Source organism: Chlorogloeopsis fritschii PCC 6912, from assembly GCF_000317285.1.
GTDB classification, from domain to species: Bacteria; Cyanobacteriota; Cyanobacteriia; order Cyanobacteriales; family Nostocaceae; genus Chlorogloeopsis; species Chlorogloeopsis fritschii.
Window position 1 is genome coordinate 1 of the sequence record NZ_AJLN01000008.1, and the last position, 781, is coordinate 781.

At 39.3% G+C, this 781-nt stretch carries 1 pseudogene; it reads left to right on the forward strand.

What is annotated here, in order from left to right:
- Positions 1-49: 49 nt before the first annotated feature.
- A pseudogene (locus UYC_RS37065) lies at positions 50-756 on the forward strand (IS1 family transposase).
- Positions 757-781: the final 25 nt, after the last annotated feature.

The following is a 781-nucleotide window of genomic DNA, read 5'->3' on the forward strand; positions in this document are numbered from 1 at the left end:
TAGTGCATAGTAATGATAAAATCAGGTAGTGTCGTTCAATATAGAAGCTATGCACTGCCCTAAATGCAACTCGAACAACATAGTCAAAAATGGACACACTCACTACGGAAAACAACGGTTCAAATGTCACAATTGTGGACGACAATTTGTTGAAAGTCCAACACGACAACCGATTGATAACTCAACACGTGAATTAATCGATAAACTCTTACTTGAACGGGTTTCATTGGCAGCGATCGCCCGCGTCACTGGTGTTTCAACACGTTGGCTTCAATACTACGTGAATCAAAAATACTACCAAGTTCTTAAAGTTGTTGAAGTTACTAAAAAAACCCGGTAGGCTAATTCTGCAAATAGATGAGATGTGGTCATACGTAGGCTCAAAGGAAAATAAACAGTGGATCTGGCTTGCTATGGACGCGACAACACGAGAGATTGTTGGAGTATATATTGGTGATCGCTAAGCGCCAATCGGCTAAACAATTATGGTTATCTCTACCACCAGTTTATCGTCAATGTGCAATTTGTTACACTGATTTTTGGGAATCCTATGAACGGGTTTTACCTAGTAGTAGACATAAACCAGTAGGCAAAGATAGTGGAAAGACAAGCTATATTGAAAGATTCAACAACACTCTACGGCAACGAGTTGGACGGTTAGTTCGTAAAACATTGTCGTTCTCTAAAATATTAGACAACCATGTTGGCGCTATCTGGTATTTTGTTCATCATTATAATGCCAAGCTACGAAGCTAAATCATTACTATGCACTACTACCCAA